The 21,969-nt window shown below is 59.3% G+C and carries 14 protein-coding genes and 1 pseudogene; 9 read left to right on the top strand and 6 right to left on the bottom strand.

Annotated features, from left to right (window positions below; all coding sequences use genetic code 11):
• Window positions 1-4 precede the first annotated feature (4 nt).
• From L904_RS10240 to L904_RS10220, 4 genes and pseudogenes are all read right to left on the bottom strand, one after another.
• The gene (locus L904_RS10240; RefSeq protein ID WP_020808823.1) at window positions 5-7,066 is read right to left on the bottom strand and encodes a hemagglutinin repeat-containing protein; all 7,062 of its coding nucleotides are present in this window, start codon (window positions 7,064-7,066) and stop codon (window positions 5-7) included.
• Window positions 7,067-7,102: 36 nt separating this feature from the next.
• Window positions 7,103-7,555: a hypothetical protein gene (locus L904_RS10235; RefSeq protein WP_020808824.1), complete on the bottom strand. Its 453-nt coding sequence runs from the start codon at window positions 7,553-7,555 to the stop codon at window positions 7,103-7,105.
• An 18-nt stretch (window positions 7,556-7,573) separates the two neighbouring features.
• On the bottom strand, window positions 7,574-9,493 hold the full coding sequence (locus L904_RS10230; protein ID WP_020808825.1) for a ShlB/FhaC/HecB family hemolysin secretion/activation protein: 1,920 nt from the start codon (window positions 9,491-9,493) through the stop codon (window positions 7,574-7,576).
• A 487-nt stretch (window positions 9,494-9,980) separates the two neighbouring features.
• A pseudogene (locus L904_RS10220) lies at window positions 9,981-10,339 on the bottom strand (VOC family protein).
• 268 nt (window positions 10,340-10,607) lie between these two features.
• Between L904_RS10220 and L904_RS10215 the strand changes: the two are divergent.
• From L904_RS10215 to L904_RS10205, 3 genes are all read left to right on the top strand, one after another.
• The gene (locus tag L904_RS10215) at window positions 10,608-11,207 is read left to right on the top strand and encodes a superoxide dismutase (RefSeq protein ID WP_020808827.1); all 600 of its coding nucleotides are present in this window, start codon (window positions 10,608-10,610) and stop codon (window positions 11,205-11,207) included.
• Window positions 11,208-11,311: 104 nt separating this feature from the next.
• Window positions 11,312-11,647 (top strand): ferredoxin FdxA, encoded by a 336-nt coding sequence (gene fdxA, locus L904_RS10210; RefSeq protein WP_020808828.1) that lies wholly within the window; start codon window positions 11,312-11,314, stop codon window positions 11,645-11,647.
• A gap of 11 nt (window positions 11,648-11,658) precedes the next feature.
• Window positions 11,659-12,261 carry a flavin reductase family protein gene (locus tag L904_RS10205; protein WP_020808829.1) on the top strand — a complete coding sequence of 201 codons (603 nt, stop codon included), beginning with the start codon at window positions 11,659-11,661 and terminating at the stop codon, window positions 12,259-12,261.
• A gap of 28 nt (window positions 12,262-12,289) precedes the next feature.
• Here L904_RS10205 and L904_RS10200 read toward each other — a convergent pair whose 3' ends face one another.
• Window positions 12,290-13,198 (bottom strand): AraC family transcriptional regulator, encoded by a 909-nt coding sequence (locus L904_RS10200; protein ID WP_020808830.1) that lies wholly within the window; start codon window positions 13,196-13,198, stop codon window positions 12,290-12,292.
• A 95-nt stretch (window positions 13,199-13,293) separates the two neighbouring features.
• Here L904_RS10200 and L904_RS10195 point away from each other — a divergent pair, with 95 nt between their 5' ends.
• Entirely contained in the window at window positions 13,294-14,043 is a 750-nt protein-coding gene (locus L904_RS10195; protein WP_020808831.1) for an SDR family oxidoreductase, read from the top strand.
• 132 nt (window positions 14,044-14,175) lie between these two features.
• On the opposite strand, the gene L904_RS10190 is transcribed toward L904_RS10195, so the two are convergent.
• Window positions 14,176-15,072, bottom strand: coding sequence for a glycerophosphodiester phosphodiesterase family protein (locus L904_RS10190; protein WP_020808832.1), 897 nt, complete (start codon window positions 15,070-15,072; stop codon window positions 14,176-14,178).
• A gap of 212 nt (window positions 15,073-15,284) precedes the next feature.
• Here L904_RS10190 and L904_RS10185 point away from each other — a divergent pair, with 212 nt between their 5' ends.
• The 5 genes from L904_RS10185 to L904_RS10165 all read left to right on the top strand — a co-directional run bounded on the left by L904_RS10185 (window position 15,285) and on the right by L904_RS10165 (window position 21,953).
• On the top strand, window positions 15,285-16,454 hold the full coding sequence (locus tag L904_RS10185) for an ROK family protein (protein ID WP_031233409.1): 1,170 nt from the start codon (window positions 15,285-15,287) through the stop codon (window positions 16,452-16,454).
• A 178-nt stretch (window positions 16,455-16,632) separates the two neighbouring features.
• Complete coding sequence (locus L904_RS10180; RefSeq protein WP_020808834.1) at window positions 16,633-17,139, top strand: sigma-70 family RNA polymerase sigma factor; 507 nt, start codon at window positions 16,633-16,635, stop codon at window positions 17,137-17,139.
• Window positions 17,140-17,223: 84 nt separating this feature from the next.
• Window positions 17,224-18,192, top strand: coding sequence for a FecR family protein (locus L904_RS10175; RefSeq protein WP_020808835.1), 969 nt, complete (start codon window positions 17,224-17,226; stop codon window positions 18,190-18,192).
• A 108-nt stretch (window positions 18,193-18,300) separates the two neighbouring features.
• The gene (locus L904_RS10170; RefSeq protein WP_059762513.1) at window positions 18,301-20,730 is read left to right on the top strand and encodes a TonB-dependent siderophore receptor; all 2,430 of its coding nucleotides are present in this window, start codon (window positions 18,301-18,303) and stop codon (window positions 20,728-20,730) included.
• Entirely contained in the window at window positions 20,730-21,953 is a 1,224-nt protein-coding gene (locus L904_RS10165; protein WP_020808837.1) for an MFS transporter, read from the top strand. The genes L904_RS10170 and L904_RS10165 overlap by 1 nt, the downstream gene beginning before the upstream one ends.
• Window positions 21,954-21,969: the final 16 nt, after the last annotated feature.

Raw genomic sequence — 21,969 nt, 5'->3', positions numbered from 1 at the left:
GTCCTTACCTCATGTTGTCAAAATACAATTTTCCGTTCTTTGGTTGGAAAATAGTCCCACCGTCTCCTGCTTTGGGGTTGTGTATAATTACCGATTGATACTCGTCGTTCCAGTATGCCGTTCTACCACCACCCAATGCCTTTACATCTGAAGGTTTCCTCATTGTTTCGCTGATAAAGTCGGCAAGTTGCGCCCTAGTTCGTATGCCCATACCAGCCAGTTCGCCTTTTTCAAGTATATGCTTTTGGAATGCGTGACCATCAGCAATTTGTTTCGAAACAATTTCGATTTCTTTGCTGCTGAGCGAGCCGCCTGCCTTGATACCCACGACACCAATGATCGCTGCGGTAGTGACCCCGACGAGGAGTTTGAGGTCTTTGGTATCCTCAAAGGAAAGACCGTGTTTGGCAGCAATGTCGGCAATCGCCCGCTCGCTGGCCTCCTTGCCCAACGTGCCGGCTGCCGCAAGCGGCTCGAACGCTGCCTTGTATTCCTTGTAGCCTTCCTCACCGAGCGTCAGCCTTATCGTGACATCCCGGATGAACGAGGCCGACATACCGATCGCCTGGAAACCCGCGACCAGCTGTTCGTCCGAACCCACCTTGCGTAACTGTGCCGCAAGTATTTTGACGCTGCCCGGCAGTTCACCCTTGCCAGCCGCACCGGTCACATATTTCTCGGTATAGGTCTCCATCAGCGTCGCCAGCATCTGTATGCAGGCTTCACGCTCATTCGCCGTCAGTTCAGCGATCTCCTTGCCGTTTTTGTCGAATAGGACGCATCCAGATGCATAGGCCGGCGTGAACAAAAGATCGAGGAGATTGAAGCCTTGCCGGCCCGCGCAGGTCGCAAGCGCTGCGATATCGAGTGTGCCGGAATCCAGCGCTTTGGCGACTTTACGGGCTGTCGCCAATTCATCCGGCGTCAGATCACCGGAAGCCGCAAGCTTCGTCCCCAGCGCCTCGAAGGCGTCGCCAAGAGCCTTGCCGACGACGTTGATCCCCTCTGCCGCAGCCTTCAGGCTGTTGGTTGAAAGATAGAAATCGATGCCGACATGTTTGTCCTTTGTGATCTCATGAGCCTTGCCCGGATCACGGTTGAGTTCGGAGAGAGGATTTGTTTCACCGTCGTGCTCAAGTGCTGCCTGCTGGTCGGGATTGCGAACGACGATGTCCCCAGGGCCGACGGTGGCGCGGACGCTCTGGCGGGTATCATCGAGCTGATAGCTGCCTTCGAGCGTGCTGTTGCCGACCGGATTGACATCGGTTCCTTTGCCGCCGGTGAGATCGAGGCCGAGATTGGCGCTGAAGCCCTCATACTGCTTCTGGCCCTCGAAGTTTTCATGGGTAAGCGTGCCTGTGTCGAGAGTGAGATCGCCCGAACCGGAGACGATCTTGCCGGCACCGAGATGGGTATTGCCGCCGACGGTGACATTCATCGTGTCCGCGGAAACGAGACCAGACTGCTCGGAAACCCAGTTCGTCGACCCGGACCCCGCACCGCCACCGATCTGAATACCGGAGATGAGGCTCTTCCCCCCGCCGAGGCTAAAGCCGCCAGAGGTGGATTTGTTCGTGGTTTCGCCGGTATCGGGAACGGAGACGATGGTGAGATCGCCGCCGATGTCGGCCGTCACTGTCTCACCGGCAACGAGCGCACCGGCGAGCGTCGTGTTGTTGCCGGACTGGATGACGATGTCGCCGGTACCGCTGACGTGGCTCTTGACCTGGGTAGTTCCGTTGGCGTTCGCCTTGGCCGTGGACGCACTGGCGCCGCCTGTCAGCCCGACGCCGACGCCACCCGATAGGCTGACGCCGCCGCCAATGCCGATACTGGCGCCGGCGGACGTGCTGCTGGACGACGAACTCCGCGTCGCCTCGGCGCTTTTAAGGGTAATATCATTGCCGGCCGAAAGCGTGATATTGCCGGCCTTGTCGTCGGCGCTGTCGACCGGCAGGCCATAAGCATCATAGCCGGCCGAGATTTGCACGCCATGGCCGGTGATATCGCCGGATGCGGCTTCGATCGTTACCGAGCGGCCGGCATTGATTTCGGTGAGAACGGGAACAGAGCCCGTCCCCGCCGCCTTGTCTTTTGTATAGGTGAAGCCGGCGGTGAGCGAGGCCGAAGCGACATTCCCGTTGACGACGGTGTCGAGCGCATCATAGGCCTTGAGCGATGCAAAGGCAGCATTGGCGGCGGAGTAGCCGTCGTTTATGGTTGTAAGCTTATGCGCCGCATTACTGACGCTGTCGACAGCGCTGACCAGCGAGGTCGAGACTGATAGCGTCACGCCGGCAAACATCTCCTCATGCATGTGTTCGTAGTTGGACTTGTCCTGCGCCGAGAGAAGGTTGACGTTACGGTCTGCGAGGATGGCAACATCACGCTCTGCGGACACCTCAGCCGCCTGCAGGTTAGCATCACGACCTGCTGATATCGTGAGGTCACGACCGGCAAACAGGATGGATCTGGCGTTAGTCTCTGATGACTGGCTGGTCTGATCGACCGACTTGCCGTAGCCGATACCGATCGATGCGCTGCCGTTGCCAGATTTCACCTGAATGCCGAAGCCCGAGCGTTTTTCCTTCTCCTGCGATGAGGAACTTTCAGCCCCGGGAGTGATATTGACGTCGCGGGCTGCCTCCAGCGCGATGTCGCGGCCGGCCATGATGGAAGAGCCGATCACATTGACGTCGTTTTCGCGCGCCGTAAGAGTGACATCGGTTCCAGCGCTCAGCCCGGAGCCAACGTTAAGACTGGACGATTGGCTCTTTTCTTTCTGCTCCTTGCCCCATAGCGAGAGGAAACCACCGCCGGAACCGGCGAACAGACCGGATTTCTTGCTGCTGCTCTCCAGCGCGTGCTGCTCCTCCGCCCCGATGATGGCGACGCCGTCGCCCGCGACGCTGATCGCATCCCCGGCCGTTATGTTCGAACCCGCTATGACGGCGTTGCCGCCAGCATCCAGCTTGATGTTGCCGGAGGCGGAAAGCTCGGAGCCTACTGTCGCTTCGTCGTAGTTGTACTGCGTCGAGCTTTTTTTCGAGAGGAAACCCTTGCTGGAGGAAGTCTGCTCGAACTCCGCCGTATTCTTGCCCGACGTGATCAGCAGATCACCACCGGCACTGACGTTGATATCGGCTTTGTTGGTCTCATCGCCAGCCATCACCTTCGACGCGGAGACGACGGTATCTCCACCTGAGATGATGGACACGCCCTTCCCACCACTGACCGATGATCCGACGGCAGTCTCGGTTTGCGTGTGGCTCGTCGTCTGTTTGCTTCCGCCGAACAGACCGCCCTTTTTCCTGTAGGTGTAATCGATCGTGGTGGTGTCGACAGCTTCGGCAATTGTCACGTCACCGGTCGCTTTCAGACCGACCGTCCCATCAGCGGCAATCGTGCTGCCGATGAGGTTGAGGCTGCCACCCGCATTGGCGGTGATCGATCCGCCCGCGGTGATCTCGGAACCCTGACTTGTGGTTCTCACAACCGTCGTCGTGCTGCGCTTGTCACGTAAGGTGCTGGTTGTCGACCTCTCGGTAACGGAGATATTGATGTCTCCATTCGACGTCAGTCCGAGATTGCCGCCGGCCGTCACCTTTGCGTTGGCGAGCAGAATGCCCTCGTCGCCCTTGATTGAAGCATTACCGCCTGCGCTGAAGGAGCCGCCGATTGCCGCAATCGATGAACCGGAAACGGTAAGATCGCCAGTCGATGCAATCATCCCTGATGTTGCAAGCAAGCCAGTGTCGATCGTTACCTGATTGCCCGCGATCAGCGCGCCAGCGGAGTTCAATCTTTCCCTGTCGTCAGCGGCAAGATGCAGCACCGGCGCAAGAACGGTCGTGCCGTTCACCGTCTGCCACTCATAAACAACGACGGATTCGGTGAGGCTGGCGATCTCTTCAGCCGTCAGCGGTTGGCCGAGCTGGCGCTGGTTCGCTCCCAGATAGGCGGCTCCGTTGTCAAGCAGCTGTTTTATCTGGGTAATCGAATCCTGCCCGGTAAAACCGGAGCCTGTCGCCAGTCTGAGCTGCTGCTCAATATATTGGTTCTCGAAATAGGCGTCACCAAGGAACTGGATTTGGCGATCCGGCTGGTAACCGATGCGGCCAAGGAAATAGCTGGAGCCATAGAATTTCGAGACGTCGAGGAAGGCGGCGCGGGTTTCATAGAGGAACGTCTGGCCGGGAATGGTGCCGCCAAAGCCGCCGGACTGTGGGGTGGCGACGGCGCCAAGCGTGAATAGCGCTCCGCTCGCTGTTAAGCCGGCCAGCAACGCCGTCGGATCGCTAGAAGGCTGAGGTGTAGCAACGGCGGCATGGTCGGCGATTGTTCCGGCCGAAGCAGTATTGTTGACGGCGGCAAAACCGGTGATACCAAGCGCCCCGCCAGAGCGGATCGTCGCAGTAACGCCACCGATCGCCTCAACGCTTTCCACGGTTCGTCCAGGCCCGATATCCTTTGACGCATCCCGCGTTCCGAAGGGGCTGGGGCCAGGCACGGCGACCTGCCATGAACCTTCATGGCCACCTGTGTCGCCGGTCGTTTTCGTTTCCGTCCATTCGTAAATGACATCCGGATAATACTGGCAGCCGCCGTGCTGGTTGCAATTGAGCGAAGTCGTGCGCTGCAATTGCAGCCCGAGATTGGTCAGCGTGCCCGAGCCATTCAGCGTCATGCCGGAGCCGGCTTCGATTGCACTATAGGCATTGGTAAGATCGACCGTGTCGACAGAAAGTGTGTTGCCCGCCTTGATCAGCGCTGCGGGACTACCTGCGGATATGAGCTGATCCTCGACGACGTCCCGGTAAACGCGATGGATGGGGCTACCGATGACGAATGACCGGTTATAAAATTCGATGGGCGACGAACAATCCCCGCACTCTCTCGCATAATATATGTCATACGCAGAAACGAGCGCGTTAGAGAGGAACTGTGTTGTGTAGGTAGGTGCAATTGTTCTTTCGTTGCGCAGATTTGCAGTAATGATCGACATGTTGTGACCGGCTGAGATGAAGCCGGAACTGTTGACAATGGCCGCATCACGCCCGCCATGAGCGTTTCCCGCAATCGTGAGATCATGACCGGCGACAATCGCCCCCTGCTCGTTGGCAAGCACGCCGCCCACGAAAAGCGCCGCGTCATTGCCGGCATATATCAGGCCAGTGGCAGTGTTGGTCAGATTGCCGGTGACATTGACGGTAAGATTATTGCCTGCGGCGAGCTGGCCGGCGTTGGTGAGTTGTGACAGCGAAAGTGTCAGGTCATGGGCAGCCAGAATATTGCTGGCGCCGTTGGCGGTAAGGCTGCCTGCGGTAATGGCGACATCGCCGGAGCCGTGTGTAGCACTGGCTGCGCTGCCTGAGGTCACTGCGTTGAGCCGCGTACCGGTCAAATCTGTCGCCCCGGAGGACGCAAGATCGATACCGCCGAACGTCAGCGTGCTATTGGCCAGATTGATATTACTAGCATCAATGTAGAGTGTACCCGATGTTGCAAGTCCGCTCCTGTTATTGGAAAGGTCGGCATGTTGCTGCCTGATCCTGATGTCGCCACCGGCGGCTGTGCGTTTATCGAGGCTGATTACACCGCCGGCTGAAGATAGCGAGACGTTGCCATTGGCTTCCAGACTGCCATAGCGGATGTTGCCGCCAGCGGAGGCCTGCAAACTCCCTTCAGCAAGTATTAGCCCCGAAATCCCCAGATCAAGGCCGGAGAGCAGAGCCAAATCACCTTTCGAAAGGAGTGAGCCCGCCGTGATCGCTCCTGAGGCCGCCGTAAGTGACATCGCCGCGCCGGACTGGGCCGTGCCGCTGATGGCAATGGAGCCAGCCCCCGACCATAGCGAAACAGGTCCGGCAGCCGACGCGTCGGCCAAGGCAATACGCCCGTCTGCCAGAAGGTTGAGTGCACCACTCGCCCCGAGAGTACCGGCGACATCGATGAAGCCTGCCCCGCCATTGACAAGGATATCCTCTTCCGCGCCGATCGAAGCGATCTTGGTGTCCTTCCCCGCCTTGACCGACACTGATTTCTTCGAGGTCAGACGACCGGTCGAGACACTCCCCTTCGAGGAGACGCTGACACCTTTATTGCCGGACGCATTGCCGATCGAAATCTTGCCGTCTGCCGATAGCGAAAGCTCGCCTGTGTTGGCAGCCATGTCGCCGCGCATGCGAACGCCAGCGCCCTTCTCCGTGACGACCATCTTGATGCGGCCAGCCTGCATGGCCCCAAGTGCTGAGCCATCGATTGCGTATTCAGGTGTCCCGGAGGTGGCATCGAGCGCTGTTGCCTCACCCGTGGCATAATCGAATTTGCTCTTCCCGGCTGTCAGGCGCAGGTCCTCGCCATAGATCGTTCCGTCGATCTGGATGGTACGGGACACGACATCGAACAGACTGACTGCGCCATCACCAAGCGCAAAATTCCCACTGCTAGGACCGAAGGTGACATCTCCTGCGTTGACCGTGAATCCATTGAGACGTCCATCGGTGCCGATGTCAGGTACACCCGTCGTCAGCGTGGCGCGTGGCGTGTTGATGAAACCGCAGCCGTCGCAGGTGATCCCGTTCGGATTGGCAATGATGACATCGGCCCTGCCGCCGAACACCTCGGTCGGCCCCACGAGAGAACTGCGGTTCTGCGAGGTCACCTCATTGAGGATGACCGATGCAGGGCTTTTGCCTTGCAGGTTTGGATTGCCGGGCGTAACACCACCCAGTTTCGACGTACCGATCTCACCATTGAAGTTGTTGAGAATGACCCCCGGTGTGCCGACGTTGAAATTGTTGTATTTGTTGTGCGACAGACCCTGGCTGTTGGGACCGACGATATCGATGAGCGGTACACCGTTCGGGGCAGCCCCTATCCCGGGGCGATTTGCAGAGGATCCTCCAGCTTCCGGCGATATGTCCTGTGCGTGAAGGAGCACAGGCTGAAGCACGAGCGTAAAACTAACAACGGTGGCAATGATTTTTTGAGCCAGCGCTCCGGCATTGGCGAACAACGCGAGGTCGGTTGCTTTGCGTGGAAGACGCTTGAACTGGAATGTCATTGTTGTTCGCCTCTCGTGGCAGAAGGAATTTGGGGCTTAGCGGTCTTTTCTGCTCGTGTCGGCCTGGGAGGGCTTGGTGTCGAGTTTCTTGTAGACATCCGCCAGCTTCGATTGCGGAGCTGGGCATTTTTTGCTTCTGGCAATCTCGGCAAGGACCTGATTGCGGTTACGCAAGGCGTCGATCTCCAGTTTTTCCGGCGATTTCGGATCCATGAAAAAAAGGGCCGGCCAGAACAGAAGAACACCTGTCGCACCAAGGATCACGTTTTTACCCTGCGCGTCGGATCGTTCTTTCACCGTCGCCAGCACCTGCCGCTCATTGGCCTCGAACTCGCGCTTTATGCCGGCGCAGTCGAAAGCACTGTCGGTCGGGTTGGTCGAAGACACCGGATGTGCCGCCCGGCCACCGCAACCGGAAACGACAATGGCTGTCGCCACCAGGGCGGAGACGAGAGATAATTTGGGGGTGTGAAAAGAAGAGTTGATCATAATATTCTCTTTTGAAGCCTACCAGCGTGCCGTCACGCTGGCGAAAATGAGATTTCCGCGTCCGTTATTGACGCTGCTGGAAAATGCCTGGGAGTAGCCAAAATCGGCGCTGATGTTTCCCCCCACGAGTTTCGCACCAACGGTCCAACTCGCGAGATAGCCGCCGGGAATGTCGAAGCGATCCTGCGAGAACACGCGGCCGTAATCGAGACCGAGGTAGGGGCGTAGCTCGCCCAGAACGGGCGCCAGACCTGTGCCGTCCCATGGCATTGTTCGCCATGCCAATTCGTTGTGGCTGAAGAACCCATTATTACCGAATATGACGCTTTCCCTCAGGCCGCGTACATTGCTGAAGCCACCAAGCCCGATCTGCTCTGCGCCAAACATGTTATCTGGCGAATATTGCGCATTGACGAGTGTGGTTAACTCGAACCGCTGGCCAGCTGCTTCGAACGGCCGCGTCGCGCTGACGGTCGTGTTGAGTTTCAGGAACCGGGGATCGGCCGTGCCGGCCCCTGGCTCTCCGGCCTCCGCAGCGTCAAAGAGATCGAGACCCTTATCAAGGGCAAAATCGAGGGCGATGACGCCACCCAGTATTCTTTGTGAACGCGACAAGCCCAGAGTGCCTATCGTGTATCGGCGGCTTCCAACCTCAATCCGGTTGCCGAGAAGAAAATTGTTGGTCTGCTTGTAGGTGAGGCCGCCTCTGAGCGTCGTGATCGAGTCCTTGTCTCGCCGGATAACGCGATCAATGCCAAATCCAATCTGACCGGAATCACCCGAAGTTTCGATCGGCCCGAAATTACCGGGAATGGTGCTGTCATATTCGTACCAGGAACCGTTCGCCGAAAATGTCCAGTAGCCATAGGGTATACTTGTATTGACCGAATAACTGTTACTGCGCCCGCGACCGTCATCATCCCAGGGGTAGTCCGGGCCGCTACGCCCATAAGATAGCCCCAACTGATCATTGAGACCCAAGAGGTCATCGAAACCCAGGGAAATATTGCTTTGGGAGTAGCCGGTGCTTTGCTGGCCGAGACTATTATTGGAAATGCTCACGTACCAGGGTTTGCCCGGCTTGTTCTCGACGTTGAGAATGGATGTACCATCCGTTTTTCCCGGCAACATCGAAGTCTTGGCGTTATTGGACGACAGACGGTTGATCTGGTCCAGCCCCTGCTCAACATCACGAATGTTGGCAACCTTTCCTTTCATGCCGGGAAAGGCCGTGGCGAATGAACCGTTCTGCTCGGCCGGTTGACCATTGAGGTAGATATCCGCGATCGTGCCTTCGACAACGACCAATCTCAGCAATCCTGTTCCGACAATATCCTGCGGCGGAACATAGGCGCGTGACGTCACAAATCCCTTGTCTAGATAGATGTCGGTGATCGCCTTGAGGAGGGAGGTGATGTCGGCAACGCCGACGCAACGATCGTTGAAAGGCTGCGTCAGTGTTCCAAGCGTAGCGGCAGAAAGGTTCGCCGCACCTTCGATCTCCACACGGGAGATATCGAAGCATAAATCATCGGGCTTCACGTCGCGTCGCGGTGCACCGTCCTTGCGGCCAATGACACTATCAGGGGTTATCTGTTTCAGGTTTTCAAGCCGCTGCAACTGCTGTTGCTGATCCTGTTGGCGGGAAAAATCATCGGCGGGCGACTGGGCACTTGCTGGCTCCGCCGCGAGCAGGCCTGCGAAAAGCAGGGTGGTGACTGCCCATTTGGAACTGTTGGGCGCGGCCCTCGAATTACCGAAGGTATTCCGCTCTGCCTGCATAGCGATCGGGGAATAAGCGGAAACTCGAACCGCCGTCACAATTGCGAGACAAAAATCAGGAGGAAGTGGCGATCGGAAACCAGTAATGAAAGCAGCGAGGGGCATGTTTAGGAGGCCTGCATTTGAAATGAAGTTGGTCGCGGCAATGCCGCTCATGCTTCATTCTGCAGCTGTCCTTGCTGTCGATCCCTACCGGGTTAATAGATCAGATCATCTGATCCAAGAAGCGTTAAAGTGGTATATTTTATTACGAAACGATAGTCGCAAGTCATTTACTCAAAAGAACGTGGCAGCTAAAAAATCACGTAACACCCAATCTTACCAACACGATGGCGAGATTATCATTTTTCATCCGTGATTTTTCACGACAATCCGCCGAATTTCCCCGCTACGGTCCTTTGATTCAAATAACAACCAGAAGTTATTGCAATACGTATCACCCTGCAAGCCCCTCACAGGTACCAAAGTTAAGGAAAACTAAAATTGCTTCGCAGCCGGCGACATATTTGGGCAATGAGATGGCTCGATCTCGATCGCCGAATTCGGAATTCATCCAATGGTCAACCATTGCGGTTGCGGACTAACAAAGGGACTGTTTTAGCCTCCTCACCCCCGGTCCGAGCCTTGCGGAGCGCAAACGTCTTCAGGTTCGGGCGGGCTCCCACAATTCCACGGGATTGCCTTCCGGGTCGTGTATCCTGACGAAACGTCCAACCTCCGAATCCCATTCGGCCCGAGTTTCAACCTCTACACCTTCCGCCGTGAGCTTCGGATGAGGGCATCGAGATCATCCACCCGGAAATTGATCATCCATTGCTATTCAGCACGGCCGAAATAATCGCTGTCCCTGGCGAAAGGCCCAAAAACCGTCATTCCGGCGTCCTGCTGCCATACCTATTTATGCATATTGTCGATGCCGAGATGTTTCTCATACCATTCAGCCAGACCGGAGGCATCTGCTGCTCTGAAGAATACGCCGCCAATTCCAACGGCTCTGGCCATGAATTCCTCCCGCTTTGCGAGAACGGACACCATGTTGCGCCGCCGCACCGGCAATATCAGGCAGGACCATTGATTACGCCGGTCTCAAATCGCGAAAGGTGAGCTTTGGCACTCCGAAACATCCATCCGTTACTCCGACTGACGCGCACGACACAGCGCGAAAAAACCTCTTGACCTGAACCATGGTTGAGGTCCTAGAAGTACTGTCACCTTGTTTTCGCAAGGCTCTTTCCATGCTCTTGAGCGAACAGTTGACAAAGGATACCCCATGGCTTTCCAGCTTCCCGACCTCCCCTATGCCCATGATGCGCTCGCCCCCTCGGGCATGTCAGAGGAGACGCTGAAGTTCCATCACGATCTTCACCACAAGGCCTATGTCGATAATCTCAACAAGGCGATCGTCGGCACCGAATGGGAAAACAGGAGCCTCGAAGAGATCGTCCGGGGCACCTATGAGAAGGGTGCGGTGGCGCAATCCGGCATCTTCAACAATGCCTCCCAGCACTGGAACCACAATCTCTTCTGGGAAATCATGGGGCCGGAGAATCATGCGATCCCCAAGGTGCTGGAAGATGCGCTGACGCAGTCCTTCGGCTCGGTCGCGCTGTTTAAGCAGAATTTCGCCCTCTCCGGCGCCTCCCAGTTCGGTTCGGGCTGGGCGTGGCTGGTGGTGGATACCGACGGTTCGCTGAAGATCACCCGCACCGAAAACGGGGCCAATCCGCTCTGCTTCGGGCAGAAGGCGCTTCTTGGCTGCGATGTGTGGGAACACAGCTATTACATCGATTTCCGCAACAAGCGCCCCGCTTACCTCGAAAACTTCCTCGACAATCTGGTGAACTGGCAGGCGGTCGCCGCCCGCCTTTGATTTGAGCCCCACCGATCCGGCCGGTCCCGCTGCCCTGGGCGGCCGGCCGGATCAGGCGCAGCCGGACAGCCGCCGTCCGGCTGCAACTCCCTTCGAGCGTCTCAATGCCCTATGTCGTCACCGAAAACTGCATCGCCTGCAAATACATGGACTGCGTGGAAGTCTGTCCGGTCGAATGTTTTTATGAAGGCGAGAACATGCTCGTCATTCACCCCGATCAATGTATCGACTGCGGGATTTGCGAGGGCGAATGTCCCGCCGCCGCGATCCGGCCGGATACCGAAGCGGGGCTACATGTCTGGCTTGACCTCAATCGCCACTATTCCGGCATCTGGCCAAGAGTGCATCAGAAAAAGTCACCGCCTGACAATGCCGACATCATGAATGGCGCTGCAACGAAGATGTCCATTTTTTCGAAAAATCCGGGAGCGGGCGGTTAGCCCGGCACATCATGTCTCATAATCTCAGGCTGATCGATGGCGGTGTGGTCAATCATGCGCATGTTCCGCTGAAAGCTTGCGCCTCTCCGATGATCTGCCCGCGTGAATTCAAGGATTCAATGGCCGGCCTAACCTTTACCGTGGCGGTGGCCGCTGCCTGCCACGCCGGCGAGCGGGTTGGGCGCACAATCACCTCCTTCATGCCGCTCAGCGCAGAACCGCCGCTTCTGATGATTTCCATCGACGCCAGCAGCCGCATGGTCGATCTCATCGCAGCGAGCCGACGCTTCTCCGTTGCGGCACTGGCCAGAGGACAGGAGGAGATTGCCGATGTCTTTGCGGGCAAGGGAAATCACCCGGACCGGTTCAGCGTCGGAGACTGGGATGCCTGGCCGTCAGGAAACCCCAGACTTGCCGATGCGCTTCTGTCCATGGACTGCGAACTTGTCGGTTCCATCGATGCCGCAGACCATATTCTGTTCGTGGGCGCCATAACCGAAGCGATGTCGGATCGGCCGCGCAAAGCCCTGCTCTGGAGCGAACGCGCCTATACCGGCACGGATCCAACGTCACTCCCTCTAGATGGTCGGAAAAGGCTCCCGCGGTCGCCGTGACCTGCACGGCTGGAGAAAATCCTCGCAGTCAGTGCCTGTCATTATTCGCACGGGCAAAGCTGCCCGGAGCGACACCCGTTCTCCTGCGGAAAGCGGTGCTGAATGCGCTGGCGGATTCATAACCGATCTCATCGGCTATATCGTCGAGCGACTTTACCCCGCGCATCAGCGCGTCCCTGGCAAGCGCCATCCGCCAGCGGGCCAGATATTCAATCGGCGCGCAGCCGAGCATTTCATGAAAACGCGCCGCGAAGGCCGAGCGCGACATGCCGGCGATGCCGGCCAGTTCGGCGACAGTCCAGTTCGCGCGGATATTGGCGTGCATGGCGGACAATGCGCGGGCAAGCCCCGGCAAACGCATTCCCTTTACCAGTCCCGCCGGAATTGCCTCGTTGCCCGCGTTCGGCCGCCGCAGCACTTCAACCAGCAAAACCTCCAGCATGCGCCGGATGATCAGTTCCTTGCCCGCATCCTCGCGCGTGCATTCTTCCGCCAGCAATTCGATCAGACGCGCCAGCCGGGATGCTCCGCCCTCACCCGCCGGCACATGGATCAGCTCGGGCATCAACGAAAGCAGCAGCGCCGCATTGACCCGCTCGAACGTGAAACTTCCTCCGAGCGCAATGAAATCGGGTTCCCCTTGCTGTTCCCCATGCCGCACCGCCTGATCTTGCGGCTCGACCGGAATGCAGTCGACGTCGGTATCGCTGCAAAGCGAGAAGGCGGGCGTGGAGGGCAAAAGCAGAAAATCGCCACGCGCCAGCCGCAGCGGTTCCCGGCCATCGATCATGACCCACGCCGCACCAGCCAGCACGACTGCAAAACCCGGGGCGTCATAGGCGCGATAACGCACGCCCCATCGGCCTCGTCCGGAAATCGGTTTCGAAACGGCGGCGCTCGGTCGCAAAAGATCGATGATATCGCTAAGAGGATCCATTGTCTGGACGATCAATAATAAATTATGGCTTTTAAAGCATATATCATCCAGAACACATCGTCTATCTCCGGTCATATCGAACAATGGAGATTATGATGACCAGAACGATCCTCATCACCGGCACCTCATCGGGTTATGGCAAGGCAACCGCCGAGTTCTTCCTTTCGCGTGGCTGGAATGTCGTTGCGACCATGCGGCATCCGGATCCCAACCGCTTCGTTGGCGACACCGACCGGTTGCGCGTCCTGCCGCTGGATGTGACCGACGAACAAAGCATCGCGACTCTGATCGATGCGGCAGGTCCGGTCGATGTGCTGGTCAACAATGCCGGCATCGGCATGGTCGGCGCTTTTGAAGCGACGCCAATGTCGGCGATCCGCACGATCTTCGACACCAATAGCTTCGGTGCGATGGCAATGACGCAGGCGATAATCCCGCAGATGCGAAAGCGCCGATCCGGCACCATCATCAACGTCACATCCAGCGCCACGCTCGCCTCCTTCCCGCTCGCCGCCGCCTACACCGCCAGCAAGCAGGCAATCCAGGGTTTCTCCGGTTCGCTTGCGCATGAGCTCGGTCATTTCAACATCCGGGTGAAGCTGGTGGAACCGGGCTATGCACCGACCACCCGCTTCACGACAAACGCCATCCTGCCGCTGGAGCAACTGCTGCCGGAAGACTACATGGACTTTGCAGGACCAATTCTTGAAGGATTCGCCAAACCGGCCATGACGACCAGCGAAGACGATGTTGCCGAAGCGATCTGGAGCGCCGTCCATGACCTATCCGGCCAGCTTCGTTTTCCCGCCGGTCCTGATGCAATTGCGCTGTCTCGGGCGAACTGACGACCGATAGCGGCCTGACCGGACATTGCTCGGTTGCGGCGTTTCAGCCGGCGATATGAAGATGGCAGATGTTTCAACACATCTGCGATCGACTTTACCAGAACGATGGCAACGGCGCTTCGAGACGCTTGCTCATCTTGCCCATGCTCTACCCGTCGCGCCGGGGGCCGTCTTCAGCCAGCCGGTGAAAGCTTCGACCTCATCCGTCTGGATCGCTCCGACGCCGGCCTCGGCGAGAGCGCCCCACACGGCTTCAGGGTCCGCCAGCGCGCGCGTGTCATTGAAATCGAGGCAATGGGCGACGTCGAGCGTGTTGATCCAGAGACGGATGTTCTGGCGCTCCATCTCCGCACGACCTTCGGCCAGATCGGCTATATCGGTGAATTTCACCTCGATCATCGGCGCACGCAACGCCTCGATACGGCGCAAATCCTCCGCAAACTTGCCCTTCCGCACCGGGAACATCGGCATATGCGGGATATTGCCGAACCAGTGCGCATCCAGCACCTCGAAACGGGCGGCTTCCGGGTCGATATCGGTCTTCACCAGTACCTGATCCTGAATATCGAGCCGCAACACGGTTTCCATGACCCGCGGCAGATCGCGGGCGAATTTGGTGTCGATATTGACGGTGATCCTGCCACGCGCCTCCTCCAGCAATTCTTCCAGCGTCGGCACACATTCATCGGTCACGTCGGCCGTATCGCCACCCGCACCGGCCTTCAGTCTCGCGGCGCGGACCACCTCGAAGGGCAGCGCATTCACGACACCCTTCCCCGTCGTCGTGCGGTCGAGTGTCCCGTCGTGAATGACGACCAGCCGGCCATCGGCCGTCGCCTGCGTGTCGATCTCGATCATCTCTACCCCCGCCGCAACCGCGGCACGGACGGAAGCCAGCGAATTTTCGGCGGTGGCGGTCCAGAAACCGCGATGGGCAACGGTCAGGATGGCCGGATTGTCGCGCGAGCAGAGCGCAAGGACATTGCAGGGGCTGGAGGTATTTCGGGAGGCGGCAAGGGTTTGATGCATGATTTTCACTTTCAGACGTTGTGTTTACCGGCGCTGGTTGCCGGGGTCAGACTTTCCCCATGCCCACGGCCGAGGCGGCTCCTGCGAACCGGTTGTTGACCGTCTGGATTTAATACACTCATAGTGTAATATTTATAACAGAATCCATGAAAAGTCATTTCAGCCATGGTGGTCCGCATTGCAGCCGTCCCGCACAGCCATTATCCAGAGCGATGACCATGGATCAGACCCAGCCCCAGAGTTTCGACCGCCATCCGCTTGCCAGCGAGAATGAGCGCCTCGTTCTCGATATCATCCGCCGCCACGGCCCCATCGCCCGCGCATCTATCACCGGCCACACCAACCTGAGGCAGCAATCCGTCCACCGGCTGATCGAAGGCCTGCTGGAGCGCGGGCTTTTGCAAACCGGGGCGCCGCTCAAGGGCACGCGCGGCCAGCCGAGCCCCACCATCGAACTGGTGCCGGAGGCAGCCTATTCGCTCGGCATTTCCATCAACACCGACTCGGTGGTGATCTGTATCGCCGATTTCCGCTGCGATGTGATTGTCGAGGAAAAACTGAATATGCTTCCGGAGGACCGGGAGGAGACGCTTGCGGCCTTGTCGCAGGCCCTCGAACGGCTGCTCTCGGAACATGGCATCCCGCGCGAGCGCCTGCTGGGCCTCGGTTTTTCCATGTCCGGCTTCTTCGTATCGGAAAACCGCGCCTTCAACGCGCCGGAGCCCCTGCGCGACTGGTCGCTGATGGACCTGAAGCCGATCCTCGAAGAAAGGTTCCGCCTGCCGGTCTGGCTGGAAAACAACGCCACCACCGGGGCGATCGGAGAAAGCCTTCGCGGTGTCGGCTCCTGGTGCCAGACCTTTGCCTATCTGTCCTTCAATTACGGTTTCGGCGGCGGGCTGATCCTCGGCGGCCAGCCCTTTCACGGTTTTCACGGCAATGCCGGCGAATTCAGCCGCATATACAGCCCGGATGAATCGCCCAGGCGCCCGGCGCTGCAATATCTGATCGCGACGTTGCAGAAAAACGGCGTCGACATCCAGTCGGTCGAAGCGCTTTATCAGCAGTTCGACCCCTCCTGGCCCGGCGTCGAGGAATGGCTGGCCGAGACGATGCCGCAGGTGGACAGGCTGGTGGCGAGCCTGATCGCCGTTATCGATCCGCAGGCCATCGTCTTTGGCGGGCAATTGCCGCGCGCACTTGGCCGGATGATGATCGAACGTGCGCACATGCCCTCCCGGCGCGAACATCGTTACGGTGTCGGCCCGAAGGAGGCGAAGCTGGTTCTCAGCCAAACAAAGGGCGATCCATCCGCCATCGGTGCTGCGCTGCTGCCGCTCAGGGTGCGGTACTTCCTTCAAGGGGCGGACCAGACAAGCTGATGTAATCCCGCAACAATCATCACGGAAACGTGAGCCTGATTTCGCCCCCGGTTTTTTACTGGTTGGCAGCTTGCATCCGAAGGCGATAAATATGATTACAACTATCATGTTTATCGCGACATGACGCAGCATATCCGGCTGCTTCATGCGCCAAGCCAATACGTCACCGGGTCGATTGATGAGCAAAGCCCTGTTACAGGTTCTCGATGCCGAGGAGGAAAGCCGCCTGATGCGGTTTTTCCGCCGGCGCTTGCAGAACCGGGAAGACGCCGCCGACGCCATGCAGGAAACCCTGCTGCGGGCGCTGGAGGTTTCTCATGCGACGCTGATCGACAATCCACAGGCCTATCTCTTCCAGATCGCCCGTTCCGTCGCCCGCCTGACCGCCATTCGCCAGTCGCGCGAGCGGCCGCTATTTGCACCTTACGAAGCGGGTTTTGCCGTTGCCTGCGAAGAGCCGGGGCAGGAGCGGATCGTCGCCGGGCGGCAGCACCTTATTTTAATGGCGCGGGCCATCGAGGCCCTGCCCAAGCGTTGCCAGCAGGTCTTCGTGCTCAGCCGCCTGCATGGCCATTCCAATGGCGAAATCGCCGCCCGTCTCGGCATTTCCCGCAACATGGTGGAAAAACATATCATCAAGGCGCTGCTGCACTGCCGTCAGGTCCGCGCGCAAATAAAAATGTAGACCGGCATCAGGTGTTCGCATCCTTTTTCACTCTATAAGGGAAAAGGACCACATCTCAGCACGCAACAAACGGCAGATCAGGACATGAACAAGCGCCCGGACGGTCTGAAGGATAACGGCTTGACCGATGAGGCTCTGGCCGAAGAGGCCGCGCTGTGGGTGGCGCGCATGCAATCGGCAGACGCGACGGAAGCGGAGCGCGAGGCGTTTCATGTCTGGCTGCGGGCCGATGCCGCCCATGCTGGCGCCTATGAGGACATGCAGAGCCTCTGGGGCGAGCTTGGCGATATCGAGCTTGCGCCGGTCCAGCAGCGAAAACGGCGCGGACCTCGCGGGGCAATGCTGGCGGGTGTTGCCGGTCTCTGCCTCATCGGGTTTGCGGCGCTGTTTGCGGAGAAAAGCGGATTGAAGGATCGCTGGCAGGCGGATTATTACACCGAAATCGGCGAAACACGCATGCTTTCGCTGGAAGACGGCAGCCGCATCAGCCTGAACACCGACACGGCGATTGCGGTTCATTATTCGCGAAAGGAACGGCGTATCACCCTTCTTCGCGGCGAAGCTTATTTCGATGTCGCCAAAAACCCGGAGCGGCCCTTCATCGTCGAGGATGGAGCGCTGACGGCAAAGGCGCTCGGCACCCATTATTCGGTGCGCACCGGCAATGGCTCGCTGCCGCAGGAGGTGCAGGTGGAGGAAGGCCGGGTGGAAGTGACCACAGGCGCCGAGATCGCCGTGCTGACACCCGGAGAGGCCGTGACCCTTGGTGGCGACGGCAGGCTGGTGCGCGCCCGCAAGGATGTCGCCAACAGCATGGCCTGGCGCGAAGGCAAGCTCGTCTTTTCCGGCCAGCCGCTGCGCGAGGTTCTCGATATTCTCTCGCAATATCGCCGGGGCCGTATCGTCATCCTCGATGAGGCGGCGGCGAGGCAGCACGTCTCCGGCATCTTCGACCTCAAGGACACGGATCAGGCCCTCACCATTCTCGAAGAGAGCCTTCCCGTTTCGGTATCGCGGCTTTCCGGAATGCTGGTTTTCGTCCGCTCGCGATAAAATAACTTTTTTCGCAGATCCGACGTCAGGAGTCGGCCCGCCTTTTCACTCTAGGCAAACAGGACCCGTTTAAGCGGGGGCATGAGATCACGAGTGAGAGGGAATGACATGAATTTGGGCAAGCAGGCACGCGGCTGGTTCTGGCTGACGACGACGGCGATCATCGGGGGCATCGTCTCGGCAGGTCCGGGCGCCACGACCGCCAGCGCGCAGACACCGCCCGCCGCAAGCGGCGCACCCGCCACCGTCACCGTCTCCATTCCCGCAGGGCCGCTGGAAAACGCCATTCTCAGCTTCGGCCGTCAGGCCAATCTGCGCATGGTCTACCCCTCCGCGATCACCAGGGGCCGCAGCACGGCCGGCGTCAAGGGCACACTCAGCGTATCGGCGGCCGTCAGCGGGCTTCTGGCCGGATCGGGACTGAACTATGCATTGGCCGGCGGCAATACCGTCCGCATTTTCGATCCCGCCAGCCAGACCGGCGAAAGCGGCGGTTCGGCTGCCGCTGGCAGCACCCTGCTTGCGCCGATCACCGTGCAGGGCACCGGCCTTGAAGGCGCAAGGGGCATCATCGAGAGCAATGGCTATGTCGGCAAATCCGGCCGCACCGCCACCAAGACCGATACGCCGGTTGCCGAAACCGCCCAGTCGATCACCACCGTCAGCCGCAAGCAGCTCGATGACCTGAAACCGCAGAACCTCTCGGAAGCGCTGAACTACACGCCCGGCGCGCGCATCGGCCAATATGGCGCGGAGCCGCGTTTCGACGCCTTCAAGGTGCGCGGCACCGATCTCAGCACCACCGGCATTTTCCGCGACGGCCTGCGGCAGGTCAGCAGCCAGAACGGCAGCGCCCGGCTTGAGCCCTATGGCGTGGAAGCGGTTTCCATCCTGCGCGGCCCGGCCGCCTCCATCTATGGCGCCAGCAGCTCCGGCGGCATCGTCGATATCATCTCGAAACGCCCCACCGAAGAGACGCTGCGCGAGGTGGAGCTGCAATATGGCTCCTTCGGACGCGTGCAGGGCGCTTTCGATCTTTCCGGCGCCGTCGATGACGAGAAGACCATGCTTTACCGCCTGACCGGGGTGGCCCGCGACGGCCGCAACGAAATCAGCGCCATCAAGGACGACCGGCTGTTCATCGCGCCGGCCTTCACCTTCCAGCCGGATGCCGGCACCAAGTTGACGCTGCTCGGCGAATATATGGACAGCACCACCGGCGGCACCTGGGGATACATCAACAATTACGGCAGCGACGGCAAGTCGATCGGCGCGACGCCGGTTTATGGCGGCGATTCCCGTTTTAATGATTTCGAGCAGAAACAATGGCGTATCGGCTATGAGTTCGAGCATGAAATCAACGACAACGTCACCTTTTACAGCAAGGCGCGTTATTCGGCCCTTTCGGCCGACCAGCAATGGGTCTTCGCCAATTATCCCGGCATCACCATCGAGGACAATGAAGGCGTCTCCGCCGACAATTACCTGAAGACAGAATTCGACACCGGCCCGGCGAAACATACGCTGCTGACCGGTATCGACTTCAGCCACATGTCCTACACCTCGAAACAGGGCAGCGGGCCGGGCCTGTTCACCGACACCTATACCTATACGCCGGATGTATCGCTGATATTGACCCAGCGGATGAACACGCTCGGCATCTATGCGCAGGATCAGGTCGAAATCGACCGCTGGCGCCTGACGGCCGGCATTCGTCACGACTGGCTGGATACCGAATATCAGGCCCAGACCGTCGGAGACGCAACGGCTCCCACCTATGACGGCGATGAAACCAAGACGACCGGCCGCGCCAGCCTCGGTTATGTCTTTGACAGCGGCGTGATGCCCTATGTCAGCTACGGCACCTCCTTCGTCGCCAATCCGGGCGTCATCATCACTACGGGAACGGTTACGGGCCAGGCGCAGCCGACGGTCGGCAAGCAATATGAACTCGGCGTGAAATATGCCCTGCCGCAATATAACGCCCTGCTGAGCGCCGCCTTCTTCAATCTCGATCAGGACAATGCGACGGTCTATGAGACCTCGTCCGGCATCAACCTGCTGCGCCAGCTCGACCTGCGCTCGCGCGGCGTGGAACTCGAAGCCACGGCCTCGCTCGACAATGGCTGGAGCCTCATCGGCTCCTATTCCTATAATGACGTTGAAATCACCAAACTGACGTCGGAAACGGTGGGCAAGCAGCTCAATTCCTCGCCCTATCACACCTTCTCGCTGTGGGCCGATTACGAGTTTCAGAGCGGTGCGCTTGAAGGCCTCGGCATCGGCGCGGGCGTTCGTTATGTCGGATCGAGCTTCGGCGACAACCAGCACACGCCCATTCTCGACAATGAGGCCCGCACCTTCGTCGATGCCTCGCTGCGCTACGATCTCGGAAAGGCCCTGCCCTCGCTGGAAGGCGTGAAACTGCAGATCAACGCCACCAACCTTCTCGACGAGGTGAAACAGGTCTGCACCACGGGCTTCTGCTATTATGACGAAGGCCGCAAGGTCGTCGGCAGCATCCGGTATCGCTTCTGATGCTGCAGCAGAACCCTGCCACAACCAAGCCGTCGCCGGCCGCCGTCTTCGTGGCGGTCGGCGGGCTTTATGTCGGCCAGAGCGTGATTGGCGGGCTGACCTTTCTCGGCCTGCCGGCGGTGCTCAGAACCGCCGGGCTGCCGCTGGACCAGATCGGCCTGCTTTATCTCGTCGTTCTGCCCTGGGCGCTGAAATTCCTCTGGTCGCCGCATGTGGAGCGTTACCGGCTGCCGCCCGTCGGCAGGAACCGGTCGCGGGTGATCGTCGGCACGGGCATCGCCGCCTGCGCCTGCGGCCTCGCTGTTCTTGCTTTCACCGGCCCGTCGCCGGTTTCCGTCGCAATCGCCATCCTGTCGGTAATAGCGCTAGTGACGGCGACCGTCGACATCGCCTGCGACGGCTACGCGGTCGAAACGCTGGCGGAAGAGCATCATGGATGGGGCAATGCCGCACAGGTGGGCGGCTCCTATCTCGGCTCCGCCATCGGCGCCGGCCTGTTTCTGGTGCTGGTGGAGCGCGCCGGCTGGACGAGCGCCACGCTGGTCATGGCCGCGCTCGTCATCCTGCTCGCGCTCCCCTTCCTGTTCGGCCCGGCGGCAAGAACGGTCACGCAAACACGGGACCACCTGCCATCGATCAAAAACGCGCTCAGGCGACGGGAAGTCCGCACCGGCCTTCTGGTCGCGGCCGTTTATGTCGCCGCGCAGAAATGGGGTCTGGCAATGCTCGGCCCGTTTCTGGTCGATTACGGTTTCGATCTCGCCACCATCGGCGCGCTGAATGGCGTGGGCAGCATGATCGTCGGTTTCGCCGGCGCGCTGCTCGGCGGAACGCTGGTACGCCTCTACGGGGCGTCACGAATCCTGCTCATCGCTATCTTCGTGCAGACGGCGCTGTTGTGCCTTTTCGCCTATTTCAGCGTTCATCGCGATATTTCGCAATGGGTCGTCATGGCGGTTGCGGTGGCAAGCTCGTCGGGCATCATGTCCATCGGCTTCGTCGCGCTTTACGCCTGCTTCATGGGTTGGTCCGACCCCCGGCAGGCCGGGGTCGATTTCACCCTGTTCCAGTGCATGGATGGCGTTGTCGGCATGGTCGGCGGGTTGGGCGCAGGCGCGATTGCCGAAAAATTCGGCTATCAGGCGTCCTTCATCATTGCCGCCATCGTTTCGGTGCTCGCCGCACCGGTCATCTTCCTGCTGATGCGGCGGCAGGACTCTTGAACCGAACCTCCGGGCG

Origin of the sequence: Agrobacterium sp. LY4 (assembly GCF_001526585.1) — a bacterium.
Taxonomy (GTDB): domain Bacteria; phylum Pseudomonadota; class Alphaproteobacteria; order Rhizobiales; family Rhizobiaceae; genus Agrobacterium; species Agrobacterium leguminum.
Note: the sequence above shows the minus strand (reverse complement) of the source record. Positions and strands in the feature narration are given on the sequence as shown.

What these genes read in the sequence shown, in the direction of transcription:
- L904_RS10235 (WP_020808824.1), bottom strand. Translation starts at nt 7,555, where the DNA reads ATGATCAACTCTTCTTTTCACACCCCCAAATTATCTCTCGTCTCCGCC.
- L904_RS10185 (WP_031233409.1), top strand. Translation starts at nt 15,285, where the DNA reads ATGACCATGGATCAGACCCAGCCCCAGAGTTTCGACCGCCATCCGCTT.
- L904_RS10200 (WP_020808830.1), bottom strand. Translation starts at nt 13,198, where the DNA reads ATGGATCCTCTTAGCGATATCATCGATCTTTTGCGACCGAGCGCCGCC.
- L904_RS10175 (WP_020808835.1), top strand. Translation starts at nt 17,224, where the DNA reads ATGAACAAGCGCCCGGACGGTCTGAAGGATAACGGCTTGACCGATGAG.
- L904_RS10215 (WP_020808827.1), top strand. Translation starts at nt 10,608, where the DNA reads ATGGCTTTCCAGCTTCCCGACCTCCCCTATGCCCATGATGCGCTCGCC.
- L904_RS10230 (WP_020808825.1), bottom strand. Translation starts at nt 9,493, where the DNA reads ATGAGCGGCATTGCCGCGACCAACTTCATTTCAAATGCAGGCCTCCTA.
- L904_RS10195 (WP_020808831.1), top strand. Translation starts at nt 13,294, where the DNA reads ATGACCAGAACGATCCTCATCACCGGCACCTCATCGGGTTATGGCAAG.
- L904_RS10170 (WP_059762513.1), top strand. Translation starts at nt 18,301, where the DNA reads ATGAATTTGGGCAAGCAGGCACGCGGCTGGTTCTGGCTGACGACGACG.
- fdxA (WP_020808828.1), top strand. Translation starts at nt 11,312, where the DNA reads ATGCCCTATGTCGTCACCGAAAACTGCATCGCCTGCAAATACATGGAC.
- L904_RS10180 (WP_020808834.1), top strand. Translation starts at nt 16,633, where the DNA reads ATGAGCAAAGCCCTGTTACAGGTTCTCGATGCCGAGGAGGAAAGCCGC.
- L904_RS10190 (WP_020808832.1), bottom strand. Translation starts at nt 15,072, where the DNA reads ATGCATCAAACCCTTGCCGCCTCCCGAAATACCTCCAGCCCCTGCAAT.
- L904_RS10165 (WP_020808837.1), top strand. Translation starts at nt 20,730, where the DNA reads ATGCTGCAGCAGAACCCTGCCACAACCAAGCCGTCGCCGGCCGCCGTC.
- L904_RS10205 (WP_020808829.1), top strand. Translation starts at nt 11,659, where the DNA reads ATGTCTCATAATCTCAGGCTGATCGATGGCGGTGTGGTCAATCATGCG.
- L904_RS10240 (WP_020808823.1), bottom strand. Translation starts at nt 7,066, where the DNA reads ATGACATTCCAGTTCAAGCGTCTTCCACGCAAAGCAACCGACCTCGCG.